Source organism: Bradyrhizobium sp. CCGUVB23 (assembly GCF_024199885.1).
Classification (GTDB): Bacteria; Pseudomonadota; Alphaproteobacteria; order Rhizobiales; family Xanthobacteraceae; genus Bradyrhizobium.
On record NZ_JANADQ010000001.1, the window covers coordinates 9,491,397 to 9,516,724 of the forward strand.

25 protein-coding genes are annotated in these 25,328 nt (G+C 62.2%); 14 read left to right on the forward strand and 11 right to left on the reverse strand.

Annotation, left to right across the window (positions count from 1 at the left end; genetic code table 11):
- The first annotated feature begins 1 nt into the window (after position 1).
- From NLN62_RS44625 to NLN62_RS44635, 3 genes are all read left to right on the forward strand, one after another.
- The gene (locus tag NLN62_RS44625; protein ID WP_254112971.1) at positions 2-1,585 is read left to right on the forward strand and encodes an acyl CoA:acetate/3-ketoacid CoA transferase; all 1,584 of its coding nucleotides are present in this window, start codon (positions 2-4) and stop codon (positions 1,583-1,585) included.
- Positions 1,586-1,594: 9 nt separating this feature from the next.
- Positions 1,595-2,083, forward strand: a complete 489-nt coding sequence (locus NLN62_RS44630; protein WP_254112972.1) for a MaoC family dehydratase — start codon at positions 1,595-1,597, stop codon at positions 2,081-2,083.
- Positions 2,084-2,155: 72 nt separating this feature from the next.
- The gene (locus tag NLN62_RS44635; RefSeq protein ID WP_254112973.1) at positions 2,156-2,992 is read left to right on the forward strand and encodes a transporter substrate-binding domain-containing protein; all 837 of its coding nucleotides are present in this window, start codon (positions 2,156-2,158) and stop codon (positions 2,990-2,992) included.
- A gap of 128 nt (positions 2,993-3,120) precedes the next feature.
- Here the strand turns inward: NLN62_RS44635 and NLN62_RS44640 are convergent, their stop codons facing one another.
- The gene (locus NLN62_RS44640; RefSeq protein WP_254112974.1) at positions 3,121-3,453 is read right to left on the reverse strand and encodes a hypothetical protein; all 333 of its coding nucleotides are present in this window, start codon (positions 3,451-3,453) and stop codon (positions 3,121-3,123) included.
- A gap of 238 nt (positions 3,454-3,691) precedes the next feature.
- A complete protein-coding gene (locus NLN62_RS44645) occupies positions 3,692-5,080 on the reverse strand; it encodes a PLP-dependent aminotransferase family protein (protein ID WP_027526574.1) in 1,389 nt (462 codons plus the stop codon).
- 330 nt (positions 5,081-5,410) lie between these two features.
- Here NLN62_RS44645 and NLN62_RS44650 point away from each other — a divergent pair, with 330 nt between their 5' ends.
- From NLN62_RS44650 to NLN62_RS44690, 9 genes are all read left to right on the forward strand, one after another.
- Complete coding sequence (locus tag NLN62_RS44650; protein ID WP_027526573.1) at positions 5,411-5,893, forward strand: MSMEG_0572/Sll0783 family nitrogen starvation response protein; 483 nt, start codon at positions 5,411-5,413, stop codon at positions 5,891-5,893.
- 38 nt (positions 5,894-5,931) lie between these two features.
- Positions 5,932-6,987: a Nit6803 family nitrilase gene (locus NLN62_RS44655; RefSeq protein ID WP_254112975.1), complete on the forward strand. Its 1,056-nt coding sequence runs from the start codon at positions 5,932-5,934 to the stop codon at positions 6,985-6,987.
- Positions 6,902-8,032: an MSMEG_0568 family radical SAM protein gene (locus tag NLN62_RS44660; protein ID WP_371933087.1), complete on the forward strand. Its 1,131-nt coding sequence runs from the start codon at positions 6,902-6,904 to the stop codon at positions 8,030-8,032. The genes NLN62_RS44655 and NLN62_RS44660 overlap by 86 nt, the downstream gene beginning before the upstream one ends.
- A complete protein-coding gene (locus tag NLN62_RS44665) occupies positions 8,029-8,577 on the forward strand; it encodes an MSMEG_0567/Sll0786 family nitrogen starvation N-acetyltransferase (protein ID WP_254112976.1) in 549 nt (182 codons plus the stop codon). The genes NLN62_RS44660 and NLN62_RS44665 overlap by 4 nt, the downstream gene beginning before the upstream one ends.
- Before the next feature lie 2 nt (positions 8,578-8,579).
- The gene (locus NLN62_RS44670) at positions 8,580-9,575 is read left to right on the forward strand and encodes a sll0787 family AIR synthase-like protein (RefSeq protein WP_027526569.1); all 996 of its coding nucleotides are present in this window, start codon (positions 8,580-8,582) and stop codon (positions 9,573-9,575) included.
- A complete protein-coding gene (locus NLN62_RS44675; protein WP_254112977.1) occupies positions 9,572-10,738 on the forward strand; it encodes an MSMEG_0565 family glycosyltransferase in 1,167 nt (388 codons plus the stop codon). Before NLN62_RS44670 ends, NLN62_RS44675 begins: the two co-directional genes overlap by 4 nt.
- Positions 10,731-11,018 carry an MSMEG_0570 family nitrogen starvation response protein gene (locus tag NLN62_RS44680; RefSeq protein ID WP_254112978.1) on the forward strand — a complete coding sequence of 96 codons (288 nt, stop codon included), beginning with the start codon at positions 10,731-10,733 and terminating at the stop codon, positions 11,016-11,018. The genes NLN62_RS44675 and NLN62_RS44680 overlap by 8 nt, the downstream gene beginning before the upstream one ends.
- Positions 11,019-11,030: 12 nt before the next feature.
- On the forward strand, positions 11,031-12,335 hold the full coding sequence (locus tag NLN62_RS44685; RefSeq protein WP_254112979.1) for an MSMEG_0569 family flavin-dependent oxidoreductase: 1,305 nt from the start codon (positions 11,031-11,033) through the stop codon (positions 12,333-12,335).
- Between the two features lie 106 nt (positions 12,336-12,441).
- Entirely contained in the window at positions 12,442-12,822 is a 381-nt protein-coding gene (locus NLN62_RS44690) for a cupin domain-containing protein (RefSeq protein WP_254112980.1), read from the forward strand.
- Positions 12,823-13,393: 571 nt separating this feature from the next.
- Here the strand turns inward: NLN62_RS44690 and NLN62_RS44695 are convergent.
- From NLN62_RS44695 to NLN62_RS44735, 9 genes are all read right to left on the reverse strand, one after another.
- Entirely contained in the window at positions 13,394-14,149 is a 756-nt protein-coding gene (locus NLN62_RS44695; RefSeq protein ID WP_254112981.1) for an SDR family NAD(P)-dependent oxidoreductase, read from the reverse strand.
- A 60-nt stretch (positions 14,150-14,209) separates the two neighbouring features.
- A complete protein-coding gene (locus NLN62_RS44700; protein ID WP_254112982.1) occupies positions 14,210-15,724 on the reverse strand; it encodes an amidase in 1,515 nt (504 codons plus the stop codon).
- A gap of 40 nt (positions 15,725-15,764) precedes the next feature.
- Entirely contained in the window at positions 15,765-16,472 is a 708-nt protein-coding gene (locus tag NLN62_RS44705; protein WP_156944762.1) for an ABC transporter ATP-binding protein, read from the reverse strand.
- Entirely contained in the window at positions 16,469-17,191 is a 723-nt protein-coding gene (locus NLN62_RS44710; RefSeq protein WP_254112983.1) for an ATP-binding cassette domain-containing protein, read from the reverse strand. The genes NLN62_RS44705 and NLN62_RS44710 overlap by 4 nt, the downstream gene beginning before the upstream one ends.
- Positions 17,191-18,264, reverse strand: coding sequence for an urea ABC transporter (locus tag NLN62_RS44715; RefSeq protein WP_051390128.1), 1,074 nt, complete (start codon positions 18,262-18,264; stop codon positions 17,191-17,193). The genes NLN62_RS44710 and NLN62_RS44715 overlap by 1 nt, the downstream gene beginning before the upstream one ends.
- Positions 18,261-19,127, reverse strand: coding sequence for a branched-chain amino acid ABC transporter permease (locus tag NLN62_RS44720; protein ID WP_027527103.1), 867 nt, complete (start codon positions 19,125-19,127; stop codon positions 18,261-18,263). The genes NLN62_RS44715 and NLN62_RS44720 overlap by 4 nt, the downstream gene beginning before the upstream one ends.
- Before the next feature lie 39 nt (positions 19,128-19,166).
- Positions 19,167-20,390, reverse strand: a complete 1,224-nt coding sequence (locus tag NLN62_RS44725) for an ABC transporter substrate-binding protein (protein ID WP_027527104.1) — start codon at positions 20,388-20,390, stop codon at positions 19,167-19,169.
- A gap of 31 nt (positions 20,391-20,421) precedes the next feature.
- Positions 20,422-21,420, reverse strand: coding sequence for an acetamidase/formamidase family protein (locus NLN62_RS44730; RefSeq protein ID WP_027527105.1), 999 nt, complete (start codon positions 21,418-21,420; stop codon positions 20,422-20,424).
- A 61-nt stretch (positions 21,421-21,481) separates the two neighbouring features.
- Positions 21,482-22,999, reverse strand: coding sequence for an amidase (locus NLN62_RS44735; RefSeq protein ID WP_027527106.1), 1,518 nt, complete (start codon positions 22,997-22,999; stop codon positions 21,482-21,484).
- Between the two features lie 356 nt (positions 23,000-23,355).
- On the opposite strand from NLN62_RS44735, the gene NLN62_RS44740 reads away from it, so the two are divergent.
- Entirely contained in the window at positions 23,356-24,537 is a 1,182-nt protein-coding gene (locus NLN62_RS44740) for a transporter substrate-binding domain-containing protein (RefSeq protein WP_256576078.1), read from the forward strand.
- On the forward strand, positions 24,534-25,136 hold the full coding sequence (locus tag NLN62_RS44745; protein ID WP_027527108.1) for an ANTAR domain-containing response regulator: 603 nt from the start codon (positions 24,534-24,536) through the stop codon (positions 25,134-25,136). Before NLN62_RS44740 ends, NLN62_RS44745 begins: the two co-directional genes overlap by 4 nt.
- Positions 25,137-25,328: the final 192 nt, after the last annotated feature.

Below are 25,328 nucleotides of genomic sequence, written 5' to 3' on the forward strand. Positions count from 1 at the left end.
CATGCTGAGCATCATCACGGCGGAGCAAGCCGCCGGCCTCATTCGCGACACCGACACGCTGATCGTCGGCGGCAATGGCGGCACGGGCGCGGCCGAAGCCATCCTCGATGCGCTGGAGCAACGCTTCCTCGGCGGCCACGGCCCGCACAATCTGACGCTGATCAACATCACCGGCGTCGGCGCCGTGACCGAGAAGGGCCTCTGCCATCTCGCCCATGAAGGCCTGATCGCGCGCGTGATCGGCGGCAATTTCGGACTCCAGGTGCCGTTCATGCGCCTCGTCCGCGACGAGCTGATCGACGCCTATAATTTCCCGCAAGGCGTGATGAGCCAACTCTGCCGCGCCATGGCAGCAAGGCATCCCGGCGTGCTCACCCATGTGGGCCTCAACACCTACATGGACCCGCGCCAGGACGGCGGCCGCATGAACAAACGCACCACCGCGCCGCTGGTGGACCTGCTTGAGTTGCACGGCCAGTCCTGGCTGCTCTATCGCGTCCCCGCTCCGCCCGACGTCGCCATCATCCGCGGCACCTCGGCCGACGAGGACGGCTATATCAGCATGGAGCACGAGGGCACGACGCGGGAAGATCTCTCGATCGCGCAAGCCGTGCACAATGCCGGCGGTACCGTGATCTGCCAGGTCAAGCGCATCGTGAAGCGCGGCTCGATCCATCCGCAGATGGTGAAGATCCCGGGCTTCCTGATCGACCACGTCGTGCTCGAGCCCGGGCAGATGCAGACCTACGGCACGACTTACGATCCCGCGCGCTGCGGCGAGACGCGCGTGCCGGTGGCAATGATCACGCCAGATCCGCTGACCGAGCGCCGGGTGATCGCCCGCCGCGCCGCCTTCGAATTGCGCCCGCGCGACGTCGTCAATCTCGGCGTGGGCATCTCCGCGATGATCCCCAATGTCGCGGCCGAGGAAGGCATTTCCGACCTGATCACGCTAACGGTGGAGTCCGGCGTGGTCGGCGGCGTGCCCGGCCACGCCCGCGAATTCGGCACCGCCATCAATCCGCGCGTCATTCTCGACCAGGCCTACCAGTTCGACTTCTACGACGGCGGCGGCCTCTCCTGCGCCTTCCTCTCCTTCGCGGAGGTGGACGAAGCCGGCAACGTCAACGTCACCCGTTTCGGCGAGCGCCGCGACGGCTCCGGCGGCTTCATCGACATCACCCAGAACGCCAAGCGGCTGATCTTCAGCGGCACCATGACCGGCGGCAAGTTCGACATCGGCGTCGAGAACGGCCGCCTCGCGATCCGGCGCGACGGCGCCTTCCGCAAATTCGTTCCGCAAGTCGGCCAGGTCAGCTTCAGCGCCTCGCTCGCCGCGCAGCGCGGCCAGCACGTCAGCTACGTTACCGAGCGCGCGGTATTCGAACTCGAGAACGGCGGCGTGACGCTGACCGAGATCGCGCCGGGCGTTCGGCTAGAAGCGGACATTCTCGTCCATATGGGTTTCAGGCCACGCATCAGCCCACAACTGAAAGACATGGACCCGCGCATCTTCCGCTCCGGGCCGATGGGGATCGCGCAGAGCTTTAGAGCCCTGCCGGCGCGGCCCCGCAAAGTCGCCTGAGGGATCCGCATGACCACGAGCGTTCCCGTCAATCTCCGCTATGAGGACATCGCGCTCGGCGCGGAGTTCGAGACCGCTGCACACGTGGTGACGGCGGCCGACATCGCAGTCTTTGCCGATGTCACGCGCGATCATCACCCGCTTCATGTCGATGCCGCCTATGCCAAGTCGCGCGGCTTTCCCGCCGTGATTGGCCACGGGCTGTTCGGCCTGTCGCTGATGGAGGGGCTGAAGTCGGAGTTGAAACTCTACGAGGAGACCTCGGTCGCCTCGCTCGGCTGGGAGGACGTGAAGTTCAAGGGGCCCATCGTCGCCGGTGACGCCTTGCGCGTCCGCTTCCGCTTCGTCGAGAAGCGGCCGACCAAGAATCCCGGACGCGGCATCGTCATCGAGACGCTCGATCTCCTCAACCAGCGCGACGAGGTCGTGACGGCCGCCCGCCACATTTCGCTGATCCTGACCCGGCAGGCCGATCGCGATGCGGCGGCCGCCGGATGACGCGAACAATGAAGAAGAATCCGGACCGGAGAACGGCTCCTCTGCCACCCATGATTTGACAGGAGTATTCAGATGCGATTTCCAAAAACCTTCTCCGCCCTCGCCCTTCTGGTCGGCCTGACCCAGGCGGCCGGCGCACAGACCTGCACGCCGAAGGTGCCGGCATCGAGCCTGATCGAAGCTCCGAAATGGCAGATGTCGATCAACCCGACGCTGCCGCCGCAGCAGTTCGTCGACGACAAGGGCGAGTTGCAGGGGCTCAATGTCGAGCTCGCCCGCGAGATCGCCAAGCGCATCTGCGTCGAGGCGGTGTTCCTGCGCATGGATTTCCCACCGATGATCCCGGCGCTGCGCTCCGGCCGCTTCGATGCCATCAATACCGGCCTGTTCTGGACCGAGGAGCGCTCGAAGATGCTCTATCTCGTGCCCTACGCTCAGCAGGCCATCAGCATCTACACCGATCCCTCCTCCAGCCTGAAGCTCGAAAAATTCGAGGATCTCGCCGGCCGCGTGGTGGGCGTGGAATCGGCGACCTACACCGAGCGCAAGGCGCGCGAGTTCAGCACGGCGATGGAGGCCAAGGGCCTCAAGCCGATCGAGCTGCGCACCTTCACCACCGTCACCGCTACCTCGGCGGCGCTGCGCGCCGGGCAGCTCGAGGCCGCGCTCAACATCAACGAGACCGCGAACTCACTCGAACAGAAGGGCATCGCCAAGATCTGGGTCCGCGACATCGCCGGCACCGACATCACTTTCGCCTTCCGCGACAAGCAACTCGCCCAGGCCGCCGCAGATGCGCTCACCGCGATCCGTGCCGACGGCACATACGATAAGCTGTTCGACAAGTTCGGTATGACTAAGCTGAAGGCTACGACGTTCGCCATTCGCGGCGACGGGCCGACGAATTGACAGCTTGCGGTGCCTCATGTGTGGCAGCGCACATACGACCGACCCTATCAACAACTGCCGCTGATGGGAGCACAGGAGCATCCGCCCGCTATACTCGTTGGTCGCGGGGAACGCGACCAACCCACAACCTAGGAGCGGTTTGATCTCGGGTGGATCAGCACGCCCACGCGATTACGTGGCGATTGAGTGACAATTTTCATCTTCGAGAACTGAGGTTGCTCGTCAGCCTCGCACAGTCTGCCGTAACTCTCGAAATCCTGCGTTGCACCTGCACCACTGAAGGCCGCCCCGTCCGCTTCAGAAAGTGCTCCTCCTTGGCTGTCGCAAGATTTTTCTTGATCTCCCGGTGCACGCGTCGCGCACACGAGGCATCCTAACCAGTTGAAAACCCTAAACTCTCGCTCCAATCCATCATGGGCCAATTTGAGCAAACTACAGCCAGTGAAAAGCATCTCAATCAAGTGGCGTCTGCCTTGCGCACAACAGCGACCCTGAACGGGTATGAGCCGAAGTCGCCAAACTGCTCCCCAGGTTGATCAACAGTGTTCCGCTTTGCGTCAGAAGCTGCCGTTCGCGTGAAGTCGCTTTTCGCCTGTTGCTCACCTTCTTAGTGGCCCCAGCTGACTTCGGCGGCTCGGTAAGGTACTTATCGGCACGCCGGAGTCTGGGACTAGATCGGGCGCCGTTCGCCGAAACAATTCAAAGAAACGACGACGCCAGAGCCGGCGTTTCGACGAGCGCGTGAGCCGTGTACTCGAGCGCACCTCTAATCTGCGTTCGCGTCGAAGGACCGCCGATGCAGATTCTCACTGCTTCTGGTGGCGGATCACTCACGACAAAGGCATCGCTTGCGACGACACCGATGCCGGTCTGCCGCATATGCTCCACGAAAGCCGACCGGTTCCATGGTTCGGGCAGCGCAACCCACAGGTTGAAGCTCAGGGGATCGCCACGATAGGACCCCTTGGGCAGGATTTCGGCGGCGAGCTTCTGTCGCGCCGAGGTCTCGGCGCGGATGAACCGCAACATCGTGTCCGCAGTGCCGTCCTCGATCCAGCGCGTGGCGATCGCCACGGTGAGCGGCGATGCCATCACCGTCGCTGATCTCAGCGCAGAAGCAAACGGCCAGGCCGAGCGCGTATCGGGCACGACGACGTACGCGGCTCGCAAGCCCGCTCCGATGCATTTTGCCAGTCCCGCGACATGCCATGTCAGATCGGGCGCGATCGCCGCAAAGGGCGCGTGGCCGTGACCGTGCTCGGGAATGAAGCCGTAGGCGTCATCTTCGATGATCGGCAACTTGAACCGCCGCGCGATCGCGACGATCTCGCGTCGTCGCGGGTCCGGAATCGTCAGGGTCGTGGGGTTCTGGAGCGTCGGATTGAGGTAGATGGCCTTGGGCTTGAGCTTCTTGCAGGCGTTGGTCAGCGCCTCCGGATCGATGCCATCAGGATCCATCGGCAGGCCCACAAGGGCAATGCCGAGCTGCGCGGCGATGGATCGGATTCCTGGATACGTGATGGCCTCGCACAACACCACCTCGCCCGCTTTCGCCAGGATCGAGAGGATGCCGAGCAGCGCCGGATGCGCGCCCGGCGAAACGAAGATGCGGCTCTGTGCCGGCACCAGCGCACGGCGTCCGAGCCAGCTCGATGCGGCATCCTTGTCGGCCTGCGAGCCGCCAAAACCCTGGTAGCGCAGCAGCGATACGATGTCGCGCAGCACATGTTCCGCGCCGGCCTGCATGCGCTCGATCAGTTCGGGATCGTCAGGCTCGGGCGGCAGATTCATCGACAGGTCGACGGGACGGGGCGGGAAGCTCGCCGCCGCGCGCCGCGGACGCGGCTTGTCGCGAACGAAGGTGCCCTGACCGACCTTCGATTCGATCAGCCCGCGCTTCTGGGCCTCGACATAGCCGCGCGCAACGGTCGTGAAATCGACATCGAGACGCTTGGCCAGTTTCCGTTGCGGCGGCAAGCGATCGCCGATCACAAGTCGTCCGGCGGCGATATCGTCAGCGATTGCGTCTGCGATTGCGAGATAGCGAGGCTTGTCGCTGTTCGATAGGTCGGGTCGCCAGTCGGCCATTGCTCAGTCCCGGGAGATAACGTCAGCAGAATTGACTGTATATTGTTGCAAGCATAAACGCAATCGCATCGCACTTCATCGGTGCCCTGGAGAGGCGGCCTGTCTGAGCGGGTTGCACAACGATCGAGCGCGCTGCTCAGCATTTTCAGGCAGGATTTTTCAAACATAGCGCAAGCATATTCAAATCCAGTCAGGTCTCCAGTCAACAGTGACTGCATAATTGAATGCAAATTGTATGTTGTGATGATTTGTAGTGCAGAACACCGCTTGGCACGTTGATTGCAAAACTGATCTCGATCCGGGAGGCCCGGACGTGAACAGGAGGTGTCTATGCCAGCAGTGAACATGCCCGCGCGTCAGAAGGGCGACTTTCTTGTCGACTATGAAGAGAAGGTTTTCGAGGACGTCAAAGCAAAGCCGGGTGAGAAGGCGCTGGTCACCTTCCACACCGTCGCGTTCGAGGGCTCCATCGGCCTCGTCAACATTCTTCAGGCACTGCGCCTCAAGCGGAAGGGTTTTGAGACGTCGGTCCTGCTTTACGGGCCCGGCGTCACGCTCGGCATTCAGCGCGGCTTCCCGAAGATCGGCGACGAAGCGTTCCCCGGCGCGCAGAACTTCAACAACCAGCTCGCAAAATTCATGGATGAAGGCGGCAAGGTCTATGCATGCCGGTTCGCGCTGCAAGCGCTCTACGGCCATGGCGAGCCGTCGCTCATTCCCGGAATCCGGCCGATCAATCCGCTCGATGTGCTCGATCTCATCCTGCTTCACCGCCGGGACGACGCGTTCATGATCCACACCTGGACCGTCTGACCTCGGTTGGCTCGCGCGATGGACGAGGGAGGAGCACAGTGACAGCGAAGCCCACGATCAGAGCCGGCGCGATTCAGATCGCGCCGGATCTGGACACGCCGACCGGAACGGTCGACCGGATTCTGGCGGCCATCGTGGAGGCGGCCGGCAAGGGAGTCCAGTTCGCCGTTTTTCCGGAGACGTTCGTTCCCTGGTACCCGTATTTCTCCTTTGTCCGTCCGCCGGTGCTGAGCGGCGCCGAGCATATCGAGCTCTACAACAACGCCGTCGTCGTGCCCGGTCCCATTACGGATGCGGTCGGGCAGGCGGCCAAGCGTCACGGCATGGTGATCGTGCTCGGCGTCAACGAGCGCGATCACGGTTCGCTCTACAACACACAGCTCGTGTTCGACGCCAACGGCGCGCTTGTGCTGAAGCGCCGCAAGATCACACCGACATTCCACGAGCGCATGATCTGGGGCCAGGGTGATGGCGCCGGTTTGAAGGTGGTGGAGACCGCGGTCGGCCGGGTCGGCGCGCTGGCCTGCTGGGAGCACTACAACCCGCTCGCCCGCTACGCGTTGATGGCCCAGCATGAAGAAATCCATGCGGCCCAGTTTCCGGGATCGCTGGTCGGACAGATCTTTGCCGACCAGATCGAGGTGACGATCCGGCATCATGCGCTGGAAAGCGGTTGCTTCGTCGTCAACGCCACCGGCTGGCTGACCGAGGAGCAGATTGCCAAGATCTCGCCCGAGGAAGGCCTGCGCAAAGGCCTGCGCGGCGGCTGCATGACCGCGATCGTATCGCCGGAAGGCAACCATTTGGTGCCGCCCTTGACCAGCGGCGAGGGAATCCTCGTCGCCGATCTCGACCTCGCACTGATCACCAAGCGCAAGCGGATGATGGACTCGGTCGGCCACTACGCCCGGCCGGAGCTGCTTTCGCTGGTGCTGAACGACCGACCCGCGCGCCCCATACACGGCTTTCACCCGAACCGCCTCATGCCCATTCCGGGAGACCAATCAGATGAGACCGCAGATGCCGCAATTCAAGGCGATGCCGACCGAGCAACTGATCAACGAGTTGCAGTCCTTCGGGGTTCGGCTCGCTGATCCCAAGACCGGGGCGACAGGCCGCCGCGGCGGTGCTGGGCCGTCGGATCACACGCCATTCACGATCGACGGCGCGACCGTGATGATTCCGGTCCACAATGCGCCGGCCTTCGAGAGTCCCTATCTCGTCGAGCGGCCGGACGAGGTTGGGCGCAGCCGCATCTCGCGCGATGGCGTCGTGCTCGCCGACGTCTCGTTCCCGCTGCGGCCCAAATTCTACGACCGCACGACCGGGGACGGCGTTCCCTATTGGAAGATTGCCACCCTGCACGGGCGCGACGTCCTCGCAACCACCGTGCTCCAGACCTGCATTCGCTACCAGAGCCGCACCAAGACCTGCCAGTTCTGCGCCATCGGGCAGTCGCTCGCGGCGGGACGTACGGTCGAGCGCAAGACGCCGGCGCAGCTTGCCGAAGTCGCCAAGGCGGCTGCCGAGCTTGACGGCGTGCGCCACATGGTGATGACGACGGGCACGCCGCATACGTCCGACCGCGGCGCCAGCATCCTTGCGGAGAGTGCGCAGGCCGTCAAAGCCGCCATCGACCTGCCGATCCAGGCGCAATGCGAACCGCCGGATGATTTCGCCTGGTTCCTGCGCATGAAGGAGGCAGGCGTCGACGCACTCGGCATGCATCTGGAAGTCATCGGGCCCGCCGTGCGCCAAAGGATCATGCCGGGCAAGGCGCAGGTGTCGATCGAGGCCTATATGGACGCTTTCTCTGCTGCCGTCCCCGTCTTCGGCGGTGGCCAGGTCTCGACCTACATCCTTGCCGGGCTTGGCGATGAGCCTTCCGAGATTCTCTCGATATCCCGCCGGCTCATCGATATCGGCGTCTATCCCTTCGTCGTGCCGTTCGTGCCGATCGCCGGCACGCCGCTGGAGAGCCATCCGACGCCGTCTCCGGCGTTCATGCACGAGATCCTGCGTCCGCTCGCCGACATGCTTCGCGCTGGCGGCTTGCGCGCAACCGACATCAAGGCAGGCTGCGGCAAATGCGGCGCCTGCTCGGCCCTCTCCACCTATGAGCGCGGAGCAAGCGCATGATGTTCGAGCCGTTCAAACCGTTCGTCGCGCCCGAATTCCAGGTCAAATTCGCAACCGAAGCGTGGGAACGAGCTGCCGCAACCGCTTTGCGGCGCAAGGTCTTCTGCGAGGAGCAGCACGTGTTCGCGGGCGATGATCGCGACCCAGTCGACGACGTCGCCATTCCGCTCGTGGCAGTGTCACTGCTTGGCGTGGTCGAGGACAATGTCGTCGGCACCGTGCGCATTCACGCCGATGAGCACGAGGCGGATGTCTGGTGGGGCTCTCGCCTTGCCGTTGAAAAGAGCTATCGCCGGCTCAGCGCCGTTGGCGCAGGCCTGATCCGGCTTGCCGTCTCCTCCGCCCATGCGCGCGGCTGCCGCCGCTTCCTCGCCAACGTGCAGAGCCAGAATGCTCTCCTGTTCCAGCACATGCATTGGCGCTCGCTCGGTGAATTCGAGCTTCATGGCCGGCCGCACCATCGCATGGAGGCCGACCTTGATCACTACCCGCCGTTCCGGACGCCCGAAACCGGCTTCCTGTCGCTCGCAAAGCTGGCGGCCTGATCATGCTGACGGACGCCGCACTCACAAGCCTCGCTGAAAGGCTCCGCCAAAGCCGCGGCATCGCCGCCAAGGCCGACATCGCGGCTGTTGCGGCCGCGCTCGACCTGTCGGGCAGCGACGCCATCTCGGTGGGCGATGATTGCGCGGCGATCCCGGATGGCGACGGCTATACTCTGTTCGCCATCGAAGGCTTCATGAACGAATTCGTCGCCGCCGACCCCTGGTTTGCCGGCTGGTGCGGCGCCATGGTCAACATCTCCGACGTCGCCGCGATGGGTGGGCGGCCGACCGCCATCGTCAATGCGATCTGGTCCAATGGTGCGGACAACGCCGCGCCCATTCTCGAAGGATTGAAGGCCGCCGCAAAGACCTTCGGTGTGCCTGTCATCGGTGGGCATACCAACGTTCGAAGCAGCCAAAGCCAGTTTGCCGTCGCGATCCTCGGCCGCGCCAGGCGGCTTCTCACCAGCTTCGACGCCAGGCCCGGCGACAAGCTCATCGCGGCGATCGATCTGCGCGGCCGCTACCGCGAGCCGTTCGCGAACTGGGAGGCCGCCACCGACGCGCCGGCGGAACGATTGCGGGGCGATCTGGAGATCCTGCCATCCATCGCCGAGGACGGGCTTGCGCTCGCCGCCAAGGACATCAGCCAGGGCGGTGTCGTCGGGACTGCCGCGATGCTCGCCGAGTGCTCGCAGGTTGCCATCACGCTGGATGTCGATGCGATTCCGATTCCCGCCGGTGCACCGCTCGAACGCTGGCTGCTTACGTTCCCGAGCTTCGGCTATCTCCTGTCGGTGAAGCCCGAATACGTCGATGAGACCCTTTCGCGCTTTCAGCGGCGCGGCATCGCGGCAGCGGACATCGGGGAGGTTGCCACTGGAGCGACCGTCGACATTCGCACAGCTTCTGGCCGCGCAACGGTCTGGGATTTTTCGGAGCAGCCGCTGATCGGCTGTGCGCCTCGCCAGAGCAGCCCGCAACGGAGCGTGGCATGAGCGGTGGTTCGTCCCGGCTTCGCATCGCGATCCTCACGCACTCGACCAATCCACGGGGGGGCGTGGTCCACGCGCTCGGGCTTGCGGACGCTCTGGCGCGCCTCGGCCATAGGCCGGTCGTGCATGCGCCCGACCCTGCAGGCAAAGGCTTCTTCCGCCGCACCGTTGCCTCGACGCGCTCGGTGCCTGCATCGCTCGCCTCGGGCGACGTCGTTGCGATGGTCGAAACGCGCATTGCCGACTATGTCAGGCATTTCGAGAATCTGGCGCATCGGCAGTACGACGTCTTCCACGCCCAGGACGGAATTTCCGGCAATGCACTTGCGACGCTGAAGCAGCGCGGCCTGATTCAGCGCTATGTCCGTACCGTTCATCACATCGATGCATTCAGGGACGAGCGGCTCTGCGAGCTCGACCGTCGCGCGATCGTCCATGCCGACGGCCTGTTCGTCGTCAGCCGGTTCTGGCAGGAGCAACTGAAGGTGGAGATGTCCCGCGCGGCGGCGCTGGTCGGCAATGGCGTCGATACGGCGCGCTATTCGGCCGTCTCGACACCCTCCGACCAGGTGCTGCGCGCCCGGCTCGGCCTTCGCACAGGCCCGATCCTGCTCTCGATCGGCGGCGTCGAGCAGCGCAAGAATACACTCGGCATTCTCGATGCCTTCCGGCAGGTGCACGCCATGCACCGGTCCGCGCAGCTCGTCATCGCTGGCGGTGCTTCGCTCCTCGACCACGACCTCTACAGGCAGCAGTTCAAGTCACGGCTCCGGGATGCCGGACTGCCAGCTGATGCGGTGATCGAGACCGGTCCGCTGGTGGATGCCGAAATGCCGTCGCTTTATCGCCTGGCCGATGCACTGGTGTTCCCGTCCTTGCGCGAAGGCTTTGGCCTTGCCGTGCTGGAAGCGATGGCCAGCGGCGTGCCGGCGGTGGTGTCGCACATCGCACCTTTCACGGAATATCTCGGCCCCGGCGATGTTGCTTGGTGCGATCCGCATCACGCGGGCTCGATCGCGGATGCCGTCCTCGGCGCGCTTGCCGAACCGCTGCGTTCGCGCCTGATCGCGAATGGTGCCAGGGTTGCCCGGCGTCATGACTGGAGTCGCACCGCCAAGGCTCACATGGCGACCTATCAGGACACGCGCGAGGTGCACTATGCCTGAGATGCACTTCAACGTGCGCTGGCCCGATGAGCGGATCGAGGCTTGCTATTCGCCCTCGCTCGTCATCAAGGATCATTTCGTCGCCGGCGCGACCTATTCGCTCACCGAATTCCGCGAACGGAGCCGCACCGCGCTGACCATCGCGGCCGAGCGTGTTCGCGAAAAATACGGATTTCTCTGCTCGCGCGCGCTCGGGCAGCTCGCCCGGATCGAAGCAACGGCAGCCCAATTCGAGGCCACGCCTAGCGCATCCGTCACCATCGTCTCGTTTGAAGAATAGCAGGAGCTGATCATGTCTGATCTCCACACCCACTATCCGGTCGTCGTGATCGGCGGCGGCCAGGCCGGCCTTGCGATGAGCGCGCAGCTCAAGAAGCATGGCATCGGGCATGTCGTGCTGGAAAAGAACACCATCGCCCATTCCTGGAAGACGCAGCGCTGGGACGCGTTCTGCCTGGTCACGCCGAACTGGCAGTGCCAGCTTCCAGGCTTTCCCTATGCCGGCAAGGACCCGCACGGCTTCATGCTGCGCGACGAGATCGTCTCCTATATCGAGGATTTTGCCAGGCACACCTGTGCGCCGGTTCGCGAAGGTGTCGCCGTCACGCGTCTCAGGCAATCCGGTCGCGGCTTCATGCTCGAGACGACAGCCGGCGAGATCGCCGCGGATCGCGTCGTGCTGGCCGTCAGCGGCTATCACGTCCCGAAAGTACCGCCGTTTGCGGAGCGGCTCGATTCCGCGATCACCCAGATCCACTCCTCGGCCTACCGCAATCCGGATCAGTTGCCGCCCGGCGAGATCCTGGTGGTGGGCAGCGGACAGTCGGGCTGTCAGATCGCCGAAGATCTGCATCTGGCAGGCCGCAAGGTGCATCTCGCCGTCGGCAGCGCGCCGCGGTGCCCGCGCTTCTATCGGGGCCGGGACGCGGTCGACTGGCTCGACGATCTCGGCCAGTATGACCTGCCGGTCGAGCAGCACTCGCTCAAGGAAGGTGTTGGCAGGAACGCCAACCACTACCTGACCGGCCGGGACGGCGGCCGCGACGTCGACCTGCGCAAGTTCGCCCTCGAAGGCATGAAGCTCTACGGCCGCCTCAGGGATGGCCGCGGAACCAGATTGCAGCTTGGCGATGATCTTCAGACCAATCTCGACAATGCCGATCGGGTCTATAATGGCATCTGCCGACTGATAGACGAGCACATCGCAAAGAATGGAATCGCGGCGCCTGTGACGCTTCACTATGAACCGGTGTGGTCTCCCACTGCGGCACCGACGGAGCTCGATCTCGCAGCGAGCGGCATCACCAGCATCATCTGGACGACCGGCTTCCGGTCCGACTGGTCCTGGGTCGACCTGCCGATGTTCGATGGCACCGGTTATCCAACCCACAAGCGAGGCATCACGTCGATCGACGGCGCCTATGTGATTGGATTGCCGTGGCTCTACACCTGGGGCTCGGGCCGGTTTGTTGGCATCGGGCGAGATGCAGAGTTTGTTGCAGATCACATCAAAGAGCGATCGAGCGAATCGCACGCCGACACGCATCAAGCCGGCCGGCGCGAGGTCTCGCAATATGCAGCGAGAGTAGCCGTGTAGCCCCGCTTGCGCGAATACCGGTCGTCAACAGTCACGGACAAGATGAATGGCGAGGAGACCAGCCGTCTCCTCGCAACCCCAACCCACGTCTAACAGGGGACCTGCAATGAACGATGGTTACTTCGCGCTCCATACCAACAAGATCGCCTGGGACATTCTGGACGTCCCGGAGATCAACGGCAAGCTCCCGCTCAAGACTTGCAAGGTCGATGAAAAGACAGGTGTGGCGATCTGGAAGATCAAATACCCCGCCGGTTACACGACCATATCGCACTGGCACAGTTGCTCACACGGAATCTACGTTCTCGATGGAGTGCTCCGTACGCATGCTGGCGAATATGGTCCCGGCACGTTCGTCTGGTTTCCGGAGGGGATGGTGCAATCGCATGGCGCGACGGAAACGGACGATGTGACTTTTCTCTTCATTACCAACAAAGCCTTCGATATCCACTTCACCCATCTTGAAGGCGAACCGATGCCTTCTTGATGGTTTATCGGAACTCGGATTCGAACCCTCTCCCGTGATGGTAATAGCTGAAGCGGGCTGAGTAATCGAACAGGTTCTGCCCACGGAGCTCGGGCTATGGCTCTTCTGACGCCCTGGTCCGGCCGCACGTCCGCTTTGCGCCGAAAACTGCCGCGCCTGCAATTGGGTCCCCTCCTTGCAAGTCGAGCGAAGAGCACAACCTCGTGACGAACAAGATCAGCACGTGAATCGCAGGCGAGTGCCCTGCCCTTGCGAGGTTCAGGCGTGGGAGTTCTGCGGAAGTCAGATCTTTCGAGGCCGCCCACTGCCCTCTATAGATTTTTCTTGATCTCCCGGTGCACACATCGTGCACATGCCGCTCTCTAACCAATTGAAAAACTTGAACTCTCGCTCCAATCCATCACGGGCCAATTTGAGCTAATTCCAGCCAATAGTCTCAAAGCAGGTCCCATCGACAATCAAGCGTCAGAAAGCATCATGCGTTGAAACTGCCGTCGCGGAAACCTTGAGCGAGCGCCAGCACCACGTCTTCCGCCAAGCGAGCTGCAATGAGACCCCAGTCGACAGCTCGCTAGACAGCCTTTGTGAGTGCACCATCGACGATGAGGTTGGTGCCAGAGATGCGGCTTGCGACCGGGCTCGCCAAAAACACCACGCCGGCGGCGACTTCCTGCGGCGTGCCCATACGCCCGGTCGGATTGAGCGACATCGCTGTCTTGTAAAGATCAGGCATGCCGCGCTCGATATTCTGCCAGATACCACCTTCGAAGTATGTGTTGCCTGGCGACACGGCGTTGACGCGAATTCCCTTGGCGATCAGCTGATTGCTTAGACCCTTGGCGTAGTGGATCAAGGCCGCCTTGAAGGCGCCATACGAACCGGCGGCAAAGTCGACCTCGAAGCCCGACACGCTGGACACGATGATGATCGACGCCGATTTCGACTTTTCCAGATAAGGCCGCGCGGCCGCGACCGAATTGACGGTATGCATCATGTCGGTGCGGAACGATTTCTCCCAGGTCTCGGGCGTATCGCCAACCGCCAGCGCGCTGACGTTGCAGACGATGGTATCGATGCCGCCGAGTTCGGCGGCGGCCCCTTCGATCCAGCCCTTCAGCGCATCCGGGTCGGCGACATCAACCGCTCTGCCCCACGACTTGCCACCTTTCGTCGAGAGGCTCTTCACGACGTTGCCAACTTCGTCAGCATTGCGTGCGCAGATCGCGACGTTGGCGCCTTCGGCCGCAAATAGCTCGGCGATCGCCAGCCCAATGCCCTTGCTGCCACCGGTTACGAGCACGCTCTTTCCCTTTAATCCAAGATCCATGGTCGCCTCCGTTGCTGGTGTGACGGCCTGCTCGCATGTCGGCAGCCCGCCTCGATCCGGTCACATCTTCTTCCAGTCGCCGGCACCTTCGAACGCCGCGGCGGCGCGATAGATCGTCGGCTCGTCAAAATACTTGCCGATCAACATCAGACCGACCGGCAGACCGTTGCTCATGCCGCAGGGAAGACTCATCGCTGGATGTCCGGTGGCGTTGAACGGCGCAGTATTGGGAACCATTTCAAACGCACGTTGGATATAAAGTTCGCGTGGCGCGTCCGCCGGCGGCAGCGGCGTCGCCTTCATCGGCAGGGTCGGCATCAGCAACAGATCGTATTTGGCCAAAGCCTCGTCATAGGATGCGCGCAGCTTGCGGTTCAAATTCTGGGCCTTGGCATAAAAGTGGCCGCGGTAGTGTTTGGTGAAATATTGACCGAGCAGCATCGTGATCTTGAGGCTGTCGGACAATTCGTCGGCGCGATGCTTCCAGGCGGAGTGGGCGTCAAGCAGCGTGGTGTTGTAGAGACCGCGCCAGTTTGTCCCCATGCCGTTGCCCTTCATCATGAACTCGGTGGCGCCTTCGGCGGCGATCGGTAGCCAGATCGCCGGTGCAACGAGGTGCATCGGGACCGAGACTTCCTCGACGGTAGCGCCGAGCTTGCGAAACAACTCGGCGGCCGCCTTAACCTTGGCGTCGACGTCTGGCTCCGAACTTGGATGCCCAAATCCTTCCCTCACGATGCCAACACGGAATCCCCTGACGCCGCCGTCTATCTCGTCGCTGTACTTTCCGACCTTGAGTGCGCCCTGCCTAGGATCAAGTCCGTCGGCCCCTGCCAGCACCTCCAGGAGCAGCGCGTTGTCGCGCACGTTGTTCGTCATCGGGCCGGTGTGATCGATCGTGAGTTCGATCGGCATCACGCCCGTATAAGGTACGAGGCCATAGGTAGCCTTCATGCCGTAAATGCCGCTGAAGGCGGCCGGAATGCGGATCGAGCCGCCCTGATCGCCGCCGATTGCCATATCCGCCTCACCGGTCGCCACCACCACCGCGCTGCCTGAGGACGAACCACCGGCGGAGTATCCCATCTTGTGCGGATTGTGCACGGGACCGGCCGCACAGGTGTGGCTACCGCCGGAGAAGCAGAAATATTCGCAATGCACCTTGCCCACGATAGTGCCGCCGGCGTCGAGCATACGGGTAACGATGGTGGCATCAGTATCGGGGATGTAGCCTTCCAGCGTCGATGCGCCGTTCATCATCGGAACGCCGGCGAGTGAGATGTTGTCCTTGAGCGCGATCTTCTTGCCAGCGAGCTTGCCGTTCGGGGCACCCTTGATCTCGGTCTTGATGTACCAGGCGTTGAATTTGTTTTCTTCGCCCTCGGGGCGATAGCCAGGCGTGCGCGGATACTTCACCACCGGCACATAGTCCGGCATGGCATCGACCGCATCGTAGGCCGCGTAATTCGCCTGCATTAACGCATCGTAGGATTTGAGCTCTGCATCACCCATGTGCATGCCAAGGTCCTCGGCGACGCTGCGCAGCTGATCGAGTGTGGGTCTCCTGACTGCCATGGCTTGATTCTCCCTCTGATCATGCCCGCATGCAGCGGGCTTACGTTGCGATACCGACAAATTCTCCGACGAGGCTTGCGTCGCCGAGTTCGCCTGGCTCCACTTCCCGGGTAATCGCGCCCTTCTGGATAATCAGGATGCGCTGCGACAGCGCAGCAATGAAGTCCAGATTCTGCTCGACTAAGATCATGGTGAGCCCGCTTCTGGCCCGCAGCCGCTGCAGTGTTTCGACGATCTCGTCGATGATCGAGGGCTGAATGCCTTCCGTCGGCTCGTCGAGCAGGATTAGCCGCGGGTCGCCGCAAAGGCAGCGCGCGATCGCCAGCAATTGCTGCTCGCCGCCCGACAGCGCGCCGCCGGGGCGATCGAGCAACGAATTCAGGCGGGGAAATTCCTCCAGTACGCTCGCGATGATGTCTTCTTCCGCGCGGTCCTGCGTATTGCAACCCATGCGCAGATTCTCGTAGACGGTGAGCCCGGGGAAGATCTCCCGGCCCTGCGGCACGTAGCCGAGACCGAGCCGCGCGCGCCGATAGGGTTCGATCGCCGTGACGTCGTCATGGCCGAACATCACGCGACCGCTGGTCGCCGGCAAAAACCCCATCAGCGCCTTGAGCAGCGTGGTCTTGCCCATGCCATTGTGACCGAGAATGCCGATGAATTCGCCCTCATTGACGGAGAAGCTTACCCCATTGAGGATCGGAATCCGGCCATATCCTGTTCGCAGTCCCTGTACATCGAGCATCATGCGGCCGCCTGTTTGCCCAGATAGATGTCGCGCACCTGCGGATTGCGCATGATGTTCTCAACGGTGTCTTCGACTAACACGCTGCCCTGATTGAATACCGTGACCTGCTTGGCGATCATGCGGATGAACTGCATGTCGTGCTCGACGACGATCAGCGCCTTGGTGCGGTTGATCTCGCGTACCAATTCGGCCGTCTTGTTGACCTCCTCGTGGGTCATGCCGGCGGCGGGCTCGTCGAGCAGGATCAATTTGGGATCGGTCGCCAGCACCAGCCCAAGTTCGACCCATTGCCGCTGCCCATGGGCCAGTTGGCCGACCAGGCGTTCGGCGGCTTCCGTCAGGCCGACCCTCGCCAGCATCTCGTCGACGACGCGCCTCGCCTCATCGCGGGAATGAAGGCGGTTTGCCGCAAGCCAGATATTTTCACGGACCGAAAGGCCATCGAAGACGCTCGGCACCTGGGTCTTGATGCCGATGCCGAGCCGGGCGATGTCGTGGGCGTGCGCGTGCGAAATGTCTTGGCCGCGGAACAGCACCCGGCCATGGGTCGGCTCCAGTTGCCCGGTCAGCATCTTGAAGAACGTGCTCTTGCCTGCGCCGTTGGGGCCGATCAGGCAGTGCAGTTCGCCTTCGGCCAGCGAGAAATTGACGTGCAGCACGGCGCGAACGCCGCCGAAATGCATGCTGAGATCCTGGGTCTGAAGCAGCGGCGCGGCCATCAGCCCTCCTCCGCCCGCTTAGGCTGTAGCCGCTTCGCCTCTTTGCCACGCGACGCGAGTAGCGATTGGCCGATATCGCCGAGCGTCGGCACCAGTCCTTTGGGCACCAGCAGCACGAACGCAATCAGGATAATGCCGAAGATCAAGGGCGCGTTGGCAAAGATCTTGGCCCACCAGTCCGAACCGCCGCTGGGCTGGTTGGCGCCGAGCGCGGTCGTGAGCCATTGAATGCCGATGCACCCGACGATCGGCCCGATCAGCGTGCCGCGCCCGCCGACGATAACCCAGATGATGATCTGCGCGGATTGGGCGAGACCGAAGATCGTGGGACTGACGAAGTTGCCCCAATTGGCGAACAGGCACCCGGCAAATCCGGCCAGCGCACCACCAATGGTGAATGTCGCGAGCTTGTAGGCGCGCGGATCATAGCCAAGCAGTTCAGCACGCCGTTCGTTTTCCCGGATGCCGACGATGATGCGGCCGAACCGGCTCGCCAGCAGCAGGCGCAATCCGAAATAGGTCGCGAGCAATGCGGCGGTCGCCAGATAGAACATGCCTTCGAGATCAATCGGCGCACGCTTGTTGCCGGGCACATTCAACGGCGGGATCCCGGGAATGCCGTTGAAGCCGCCGAGTCGTGCCGAGCCGATATGGAATTCCGGTCCCGCAGTCGAGTTAATGGAATTGAACAGGATCAGCGTCACGGTCAGCGTAATGACGCCGAGATAGACGTCGCTGATGCGCCCGTAGAACATGAAATAGCCGAGCAGCGCCGCGAACGCGGCCGGCACGATGACGGCAAGCAGCAGCGGGACCGTGCTCTCGCCGATGTTGAACATCGCGATCGCATAGGTATACGCGCCCAGCCCGAAGAACGCGGATTGGCCGAAACAAAGTATGCCGCCATAACCCCAGATCAGAGCGAGGCTCAGCGCCAGTATCGCCATGATCATGTAGACCGTGAACTCGAGCACGACGTCGAGTTCGAAGAAACGCGGTACCAGCACCAGGAACGCAATGCCGATCACGCCGACGAGGCCAAGGCCGATCAGATTGAGCGCGCGGGCGTTCACAGGCCTCTCCGGAAGAAGCGGCCGGTGATGCCTTGCGGCAGCAGGCGGATCAGAATGATCGCGGCCGCGAGCAACGCGACTTCACCGAAAACCGGCGTGGTGACGAAGGTCGCGATCTGGTTGATGCTGCCGAACAGCGCCGACGCCGACACCGTGCCGCTGAGGATCGCGGCGCCGCCGCCGATCACCGTGATGAAGGATTTGGCGACATAGGCAACGCCGATGGTAGGGAATACACCGGAGACCGGCGCCAGCACGGCGCCGGCAAGTCCCGACAGCGCCGCGCCGAGACCGAAGGTGATGGCGTAAACGCGGGGCGGATTGACACCAAGCGCCGAGGCCATGTTGGCGTTTTGCATCGTGCCGCGGGCGATCAGGCCAAGCCGCGTCCAGCGCATCACGACGAAGATCACAGCCAGCACTACGGCCGCGACGGTGATCACGAACAGCGTGTAGGCGCTGGTGCGGTAGGCGCCGATCTGGAAGCTGCCGAGCGGCGCTGAGATGCCGACAGTGGTATTGCCGAAGATCGCCGTGGTCAGCCCGACCAGGAACAGGCTGAGACCCCAGGTAGCCAGCATGGTGTCGATCATGCGACCATAGAGAAAACGGATAATGGTCCGCTCGACGACGACGCCGATGAGGCCGACCACGATCGGTGCCACCACCAGCATCGCGATCCAGATGCTGATGCCGTGGCTGGTGGCGACGATTGCCGCATATCCGCCGAGCATCAGGAATTCGCCATGCGCGAGATTGATGACGCGCATCATGCCGAAGATGATCGCCAGCCCGACGCTGATTAGCGCCAGGCTGGCTATCGCATACAGGACCTGGATTGCCAGAAGAACAGCGAGATCCACGTTCACCTTTCCGAAACAGAATTGAGGGCCGGTCCGGTCTCAAATCTTGATCACGTATTGCTGGTTGTCGGTCGGGTTCTTGATGAGGTCGCAGACAGCTGCGGTATCGGCGGGCTTCTGCTGGGCAAAATCTTCCAGCACCTTGAGCTTCTTGTCGGCGACTTCGGCGATGTGCACGTCGAGCACGCAATGGTGCGTCGGCGGATCGATGGTGACCTTGCCGGAAGGCGCATCGATGCTGATCCCGGTCTCCAGGGCTTCGATGACCTTCATCCGATCGACGCTGCCGGCCTTCTTGACCGCTTCCGCCCACAGCCGGAACCCCTGATAGGTACCCATCGCGAGTTCGGTGATGTTCGGATAGTCGGTGCCGAAGCGCTTGTGGAAACTCGCCACGAAACTCTCGTTGACGGGGTTCTTCAGGTCCTGGAAATAGTTGTAGCAGATCAGCATGCCGTTGCATTCATCGGGCGACAGCACGATGTGCTCGTTGCCGACCGCAAACGTAGTCGATGCCATCGGAATGCTCTTGCGCATGCCCGCGGCCGCCCATTGGCGGTAGAACGAGATGTGCGCGCCACCGACCAGTGCCGACCAGACGAAATCCGGCTTGGCCGCCTGGATTTTGGAGATGGTCGGACCGAAATTGGTGACGTCGAGCGGGAAAAAGTCAATCGAGGACACCTCGCCGCCATTTTCGGTGACGTATTTTTTCACCCATTGCGATGTGATCTGCCCGTAATTGTAGTCGGCCGCGACGACGTAGACCTTCTTGCCCCATTTCTTCATGGCATGAGGCACCAGCTTTTCCACCGTCTGCGCCGGGGTCACGCCGGTGTCGAACTGGTTGCGGTCGCAGACACCGCCTTCATACTGCGTATTGTAGAAATACAGCGTCTTGAACTTGTCGAGCACCGGCCGGATCACTTCGCGCGACGCCGAGGTGATACCGCCATGGACGACCGCGACCTTGTCCTTCAGGGCCGCCTGCTGCGCGAACTGGGTGTAGAGTTGCATGTTCGACTGTGTGTCATAGTTGATCAGCTTGACCTGCCGGCCCAAGAGGCCGCCCGCCGCGTTGGCTTCCTCGATCGCAAGCGTCAACGCGTCGACCATCGGCTTGCCGTAGATGTCGAGGCCGCCGGAGAGATCGTGAATGCTGGCGACGTTGATCGGATCTTCCGCCCATGCGCTGGAGGAAAACATCCCCGCGGCAGCGATCGCAGCGGTACTCTGCAAGAACGTTCTGCGATTCACCCTCATAGCGCTAGTCCTCCTCGCGGTTGCCGATGCTTCATGAAGTCAGGTATTTTTTCAGAATTGACGCGCCCATCGTGTATTTTGGGTCAACCATGTTGCCGAGCCGGATTCGTCCAGCCTGGCTGAGCAGCATGTAGGCATCGATCTCGTCGAAGCCGTACTCCGCGCCCATCCAGCGGACCAGTTCGCGATAGGCGATGCGCGCCGCATCTTCCAGCGGCCGGGCGCTGCCTATCGTCATCAGAAACTCCCTGGTCTCGAGCCGCGGCCAGGCAAAGCTCCAGCCCTTGATGACGTCGATCTGCATCGTCACGGTGGCGCGCTGTTCGATCGCAACGCCCGACAATTCGCCGTCGCCCTGGACGGCATGGCAATCGCCGACATACAGAAACCCGCCTTTGACATGCACGGGGAAATAAAGGATCGCGCCCGGCGCAACATCCGGCAGGTCCATATTGCCGCCGTGATAATCGGGCTGCAGCGACGAAATCGCCTCGATCTCGGGCGAGATCCCGATGGTACCGATGAACGGCTGGTAAGGCAGCGTGATCTTGTCGCTCCAGCGCACTCCGCCCTTGTCGACATGCATCACCCTGACCCGTTCGGGTAACGGCGGATTGAGTAACGCGGTCGACGCCGTTCCGACCAAGCCGCCGAATTCCGGAATGATGCAGGTCTTGCCGGCCGGCTGCGCGCCACGGGTCTCCACGGCATGAATGTGCACAGCGAGGCAATCACCCTTCTCGATGCCGTTGACGGCAATCGGGCCGCATTGCGGGTTGAGGAAGGGAAACCGCAGCTTCGCGGTCGGGCTGTCCTTCTCGCTGGTGATGACGCCGCCAAAGGCATCCTCGGTCTCGACGGCGACGACATCGCCGGGGTCGACGGTGAGAACGGGTTTTGTGTAGGGACCGTAGACGTAGTGGAAAGTGCCCTGCTTCTCGATCGTGAGTTCGTGGTGCTTGCCGGCCTGCCCCTTGGCGAGGCCGCGCTTTGCCATGATCGATGTGCTCAGCCAGGTGTCGTCGGTCATCGCGATAACCTCGAAAGCAATCGGCACGACAAAACGCATGCCAGCGTCGGATTTGGCTCGTTCAATTTGATTTCCAGTCTACGGCGGTTTCGATCGCCCGCGCCAACCGTATCAGCGTCGCTTCCTCGAAGTGACGCCCGACCAGCATCAGGCCTACCGGCAAACCATCGACGCGGCCGCATGGCACGGTGAAAGCGGGATGTCCCGAAACATCGAACGAACAGGTATTCGCCTGCATATTGAGGGCGACGTCGATCACGGTGTTCAGCGGCGCATCGGGCGGCGGAATCGGCGTTGCAGTGAAGGGAATGGTCGGCATAACAAGCGCGTCGAACTTTTTCAGCGCGTCGTCGTAGGCCCGCCGCAGCAGCACCCGCAGGTTCTGCGCCTTGGAATGATAGCGCCCGTGATAATGCCGGTGCATGTATTCGCCGAGCATCAGCACCAGTTTCACCGTCGGCGATACGTCGTTGATCCGCGTCCCCATGCCCCGCGCAAGCGCCTCCTGCATCGAGAGCGGGTAGTAGCCTTGGACGTTGTTACCGACGCCAAAACCCTTCAGCATCATCTCGGCGGCGCCTTCCAGGATGACGCCGCTCCAGACATGCGGTCCGTCGAGATGCCAGGCGATCGAGACCTCCTCGCTTTCGACTCCCGCTTTATCCAGCGCCGCAATGGTTTGCCGCACCTTCTCATTGACCGCGGGATCGCTCTCGGAATGGCCAAACCCCTCGTGCAGGACGCCGATGCTCAGTCCTCTCGCCGGATCGCCGAGCGCCGCCATATAGTCTCCAGTGCGCGCGGCAATGGTTCGGGTATCCCAACCGTCATGACCGGCGATAGCCGTCAGCAGCCGCGCAACGTCTTCGACCGAAGCGCACATGGGACCGCAATGATCAACCGAGTAGCTGATCGGCATCGAGCCCGTGGTCGGCACTAGGCCCCAGGTCGGCTTCAGGCCATAAACGCCGCACCAGCTTGATGGCGTTCTGATCGAGCCACCCTGGTCGCCGCCGAGCGCCATCGGTACTTCACCCGATGCCACCAGCGCGGCGCTCCCGCCGGACGAGCCGCCAGCGCTGTGAGCCGGATTGTGCGGGTTGCGGATCACGCCGCCGGCGCAGGTATGGCTTGCGCCTGAAAAGCAGAGATCCTCGCACGCAGCCTTGCCTGCGATGGTGCCACCGGCGTCGAGAATCCGCGTCACGACGGTGGCGTCGATTTCGGGAACATAACCTTCGAGCAGCGCCGAACCATTCATCATCGGCACGCCGGCGACGCAGATGTTATCCTTGATCGCGATCGTTTTGCCGCTCAACAACCCCTCTGCGCCGGTGCGGATATTCGTCTTCCAGTACCAGGCCCCGAAGGGATTTTCGGATGCCGTGGGCCGATAACCCGGCGAACGTGGCGCGATCGGCGCCAGCGCTGGCGGCACCAACTCGTCCAGCCGGCCGTAGGAAGCCAACGGCCCCTTGAAGGCCTGCTGAAACGCAGCAATCTCGTCAGCAGTAAGGACGAGACCAAAGTTGGACCCTAGATCGTCGATCTGCTCCAGCGTCGGAAGGCGAACCGCCATGCTCCACCCTTGGCCTATTTCGCGTGTTTGCCAGACAAAACGAAAAAAGCCATCCGCGGCCCAAAAGGCCCCGAATGGCATCAATGCCGCTGCTATCGATGGTCGCGTAGGTTGCGTTGCAGAACGAAACTCGGAAGTCTTCACTCAGACGTCATCGGCCGCGCGAAAACATTTTCGTCATGCACGCATTCACGTACCGCGATATTGTGTATTAGCGTTGCCGACCTTGTCAATGCGAGGCTAGCGTCTTTTTTATGCTGACAGTACGAATGACGCGCAGTGCGGATTGACGATACAAGGAAGCAAAGCCTACTTTCTCGCGAGAAGATTGTTGCCGCACAGGGCCCAGCTTCTTCATGACCAAGTCGTCCATCCCTCTCGGCCTCGTATTTTCCCAATCGGGACCTTACGCCATGATGGCCGGCGAGATGCGCAAGAGCGCGTTGATGGCGGTCGACGAAATCAATCAAAGCGCCGAGTTCGATTTCACATTCACGCCTCGCTTGCGCGATCCCGGCGGGGTGGTCGCCGGCTATCACACCGCATGCGCCGACCTCATTCGCGAAGATCAGGTTAGCCATATCGTCGGGTGCTACACCTCGGCCTCACGCAAGCAGGTTATTCCGATCGTCGAACGGACCGAACGGCTGCTCTGGCATCCAGCGCGCTATGAAGGGTTCGAAAGCAGTGACAACGTCATCTACGTCGGTGCCGCGCCCAACCAGCACGTCGTGCCTCTAGTCCGCCATATGCTGGACCACATCTCGACGGACGTATTCTGCATCGGGTCGAACTACATCTGGACCTGGGAAATGAACCGCGTCATTCGCGAAATCGTAAGCAGCGCAGGAGGCCGTATCCTTGCCGAACGCCTGCTGGAACTCGGCGAGACGGCCGTGGACCACATCGTCAGGGAAGTCATCGACCGGAAACCGCCGGTCGTCTTCAATACGCTGGTTGGTGAGTCCAGCTACGCCTTCATGCGCGCGCTCCACGTTGCGGCGGCGCGTGCTGCTCTCTCGATCCCGATGCTGAGCTGCAGCCTTTGTGAGCCCGAACTTAAGCTGATCGGATCGGCGGCTTCTGTAGGATGTGTCACGTCATCTGCATATTTCGAGAGCATCGAGGGAGCGGAAAATCGCAGCTTTGTGGCGCGGTGGAAGGCACGCCACGGCGCGGACAGCAGCCTTTCCGTCGACGGACAATCGACTTACGTTTGCGTCATGCTGCTCGCCCGCGCCATCCGCCGAGCGGGATCCGCGGACGTCAGCGCCGTGCGGCGCGCTGCGGCAAATCATCGCTACGATTCCCCGCAGGGACCGGTTTGGGTCGATCCCGATAATAACCACTGCTTCCTCACACCACGGTTGGCACGCTCCGCGCCTGGATGTCGGTTCAATATCTTCTGGGAGGCGGATGCCCCCGAGCGTCCCGATCCTTATCTCTCGAACCTTGACCTCACGACGATTGGCACGAGGCTGGAAAAGAGCAATGATACGATGACGAAGCGCTCCGCCCATCTGCGTGTCGTGAAATGACCAAGCCATCGCCCTTCTCTGTTGGCGGCCGTCGCGCTCTCATGGTGATGAGAGATGAGCGCGAGATTTCTATCGTGCGCCGCCAACTTAGCCGCCTCGGTATGGCGATTTCGGAGCACGATCCGGCCGAGCCGCCACCGGCGAACCGGGCCGTTGATGTCATCCTGATGGATGCGGACAGCATTCCCATCAAGTCCGATCAGGCCACCTTGTGGAAAGGCAACGTACCGATCATCGCGCTGATTGGAACGGAAACGCCCAGCCGACTGAAGTGGTTGCTCGATTTGCGGCCGGCCTCTTTTCTCATCAAACCGCTGCGTTCGGCTGGACTTTACACCGCGCTAGTGGTTGCGTTCGATTCAGCGCAGCGAAGGGTTGACGAAGCCATCCACATCGAGAAACTGGAAGACCGCATTCGATCCCGGCGTATTGTGTTCGCCGCCGTTCTGCAGATCATGCGCGGTCACGGCTTGTCGGAGACGGACGCCTTTTCGCTTATTCGACAGACCGCGATGCGGCATCGCACGACGATCGAAGTGTTGAGCGCGGAGATCATTGCGGCCGGTGGAATGCCGAACCGGACTACACGAACTGCATAGCATTAGTTGCTAAAAGCCGACGCACTGCATCAATCTTGGATCGTCACTTCGTGGACTTCTTCAATACGCCAAGAGCTGCCGAGCCCGCGTCTGCAACTCCGTCTGATCGCCGCGACGCTGTCCATCTCCGAAAACTTCAGACTGCTGCCTCCAGCAGTCGCGGATCTACCCCAAGCACCAAACAAAGACGGG

Coding starts and splice junctions, on each gene's coding strand:
- NLN62_RS44675 (WP_254112977.1), top strand. CDS start 9,572: ATGAGCGGTGGTTCGTCCCGGCTTCGCATCGCGATCCTCACGCACTCG.
- NLN62_RS44625 (WP_254112971.1), top strand. CDS start 2: ATGCTGAGCATCATCACGGCGGAGCAAGCCGCCGGCCTCATTCGCGAC.
- NLN62_RS44745 (WP_027527108.1), top strand. CDS start 24,534: ATGACCAAGCCATCGCCCTTCTCTGTTGGCGGCCGTCGCGCTCTCATG.
- NLN62_RS44630 (WP_254112972.1), top strand. CDS start 1,595: ATGACCACGAGCGTTCCCGTCAATCTCCGCTATGAGGACATCGCGCTC.
- NLN62_RS44710 (WP_254112983.1), bottom strand. CDS start 17,191: ATGGCCGCGCCGCTGCTTCAGACCCAGGATCTCAGCATGCATTTCGGC.
- NLN62_RS44635 (WP_254112973.1), top strand. CDS start 2,156: ATGCGATTTCCAAAAACCTTCTCCGCCCTCGCCCTTCTGGTCGGCCTG.
- NLN62_RS44690 (WP_254112980.1), top strand. CDS start 12,442: ATGAACGATGGTTACTTCGCGCTCCATACCAACAAGATCGCCTGGGAC.
- NLN62_RS44725 (WP_027527104.1), bottom strand. CDS start 20,390: ATGAGGGTGAATCGCAGAACGTTCTTGCAGAGTACCGCTGCGATCGCT.
- NLN62_RS44735 (WP_027527106.1), bottom strand. CDS start 22,999: ATGGCGGTTCGCCTTCCGACGCTGGAGCAGATCGACGATCTAGGGTCC.
- NLN62_RS44685 (WP_254112979.1), top strand. CDS start 11,031: ATGTCTGATCTCCACACCCACTATCCGGTCGTCGTGATCGGCGGCGGC.
- NLN62_RS44670 (WP_027526569.1), top strand. CDS start 8,580: ATGCTGACGGACGCCGCACTCACAAGCCTCGCTGAAAGGCTCCGCCAA.
- NLN62_RS44695 (WP_254112981.1), bottom strand. CDS start 14,149: ATGGATCTTGGATTAAAGGGAAAGAGCGTGCTCGTAACCGGTGGCAGC.
- NLN62_RS44705 (WP_156944762.1), bottom strand. CDS start 16,472: ATGATGCTCGATGTACAGGGACTGCGAACAGGATATGGCCGGATTCCG.
- NLN62_RS44650 (WP_027526573.1), top strand. CDS start 5,411: ATGCCAGCAGTGAACATGCCCGCGCGTCAGAAGGGCGACTTTCTTGTC.
- NLN62_RS44665 (WP_254112976.1), top strand. CDS start 8,029: ATGATGTTCGAGCCGTTCAAACCGTTCGTCGCGCCCGAATTCCAGGTC.
- NLN62_RS44645 (WP_027526574.1), bottom strand. CDS start 5,080: ATGGCCGACTGGCGACCCGACCTATCGAACAGCGACAAGCCTCGCTAT.
- NLN62_RS44680 (WP_254112978.1), top strand. CDS start 10,731: ATGCCTGAGATGCACTTCAACGTGCGCTGGCCCGATGAGCGGATCGAG.
- NLN62_RS44700 (WP_254112982.1), bottom strand. CDS start 15,724: ATGGCAGTCAGGAGACCCACACTCGATCAGCTGCGCAGCGTCGCCGAG.
- NLN62_RS44660 (WP_371933087.1), top strand. CDS start 6,902: ATGAGACCGCAGATGCCGCAATTCAAGGCGATGCCGACCGAGCAACTG.
- NLN62_RS44740 (WP_256576078.1), top strand. CDS start 23,356: ATGACCAAGTCGTCCATCCCTCTCGGCCTCGTATTTTCCCAATCGGGA.
- NLN62_RS44730 (WP_027527105.1), bottom strand. CDS start 21,420: ATGACCGACGACACCTGGCTGAGCACATCGATCATGGCAAAGCGCGGC.